Here is a 1,031-nt window from a genome sequence, read left to right as displayed (position 1 = left end):
ACGCTACGCGAACAACCTTCCAACCTTCAACCTTCCAACCTTGGCCAAAAGGCCACGCTACGCGAACAACCTTCCAACCTTCAACCTTCTAACCTGCAACCTGTAAAGTCTAGTCATCCCAACATGGGGATAGCTACAAAATTCATCAACAAACTTACTAGAATCACCCCCACTATATTTAAAAATAATCCTACCTTAACCATGGTAGAAATTGGAAAATATTCCTGAGAGTAAACAATTGCATTGGGAGGAGTTGCGACTGGCAGCATAAAGGCGAAGGAAGCAGAAATTGCGGCGGGCCACATCAACAAAGCAGGTGAGACATTTATAATCGGTGCAGCAGTAGCTAAGATAGGCATGATCAGAGCTGTGGTTGCTGTATTCGAGGTCACTTCTGTTAAAAATGTCATAAATAGACAGATGCAAACCACCATCAAAACCGTTGAAATTCCCTGCAATCCGATTTGTAAATTATCCCCTAGGAATTGAGACAATCCTGACGCAGCAAACCCTTTAGAAATTGCAATTCCACCACCAAATAGCAGCAATATTCCCCAAGGAATTTTTACAGCGGTTTCCCAGTCTAGGAGGTTGATTTTATCCCCCGTCTCTGTTTTCACAGGAAGTATAAACATGATCACAGCAATTAGGGCAGCCACACTGGAATCATGAACAAAGTTAGCCACCCCCAGATAGCTTGCCCAACCAGTTAATGTAAAGGAACCGATGGTGATATCTGCCCTAAAAATCCACAACAATACTGTTAACCCAAATAAAATAGCAACGTATTTTTCTCCCTGAGACATTTTACCCAGTTTCTGGACTTCTTTGTCTGGACTATTAAAATAGTATGACGATAAACTGTTATTATCAAGCTTGACTGTAATTTTAGTTAAATATATCCAAGTTAAAAAGATAAATATCAAAACAGCTGGCACTCCCACCATCATCCATTGATAAAATGTAATGGCGGTATTGTCTGGAAAGTTTTCTTTTAATTGTGCCAGAAATATCAGGTTAGGTGGAGCCCC

General features: G+C 40.8%; 1 protein-coding gene. It reads right to left on the bottom strand.

Annotated elements, in window-relative coordinates; all coding sequences use genetic code 11:
- Positions 1 to 113: 113 nt before the first annotated feature.
- Positions 114 to 1,031: SLC13 family permease (locus F6K51_RS38150; RefSeq protein WP_293031584.1), on the bottom strand; the 918-nt coding region annotated here is incomplete at its 5' end.

Source organism: Moorena sp. SIO3I8 (assembly GCF_010692325.1).
Taxonomy (GTDB): Bacteria; Cyanobacteriota; Cyanobacteriia; order Cyanobacteriales; family Coleofasciculaceae; genus Moorena.
The sequence above is the reverse complement of the archived record's forward strand: the minus strand, read 5'-3'. Positions and strand labels throughout refer to the sequence as shown.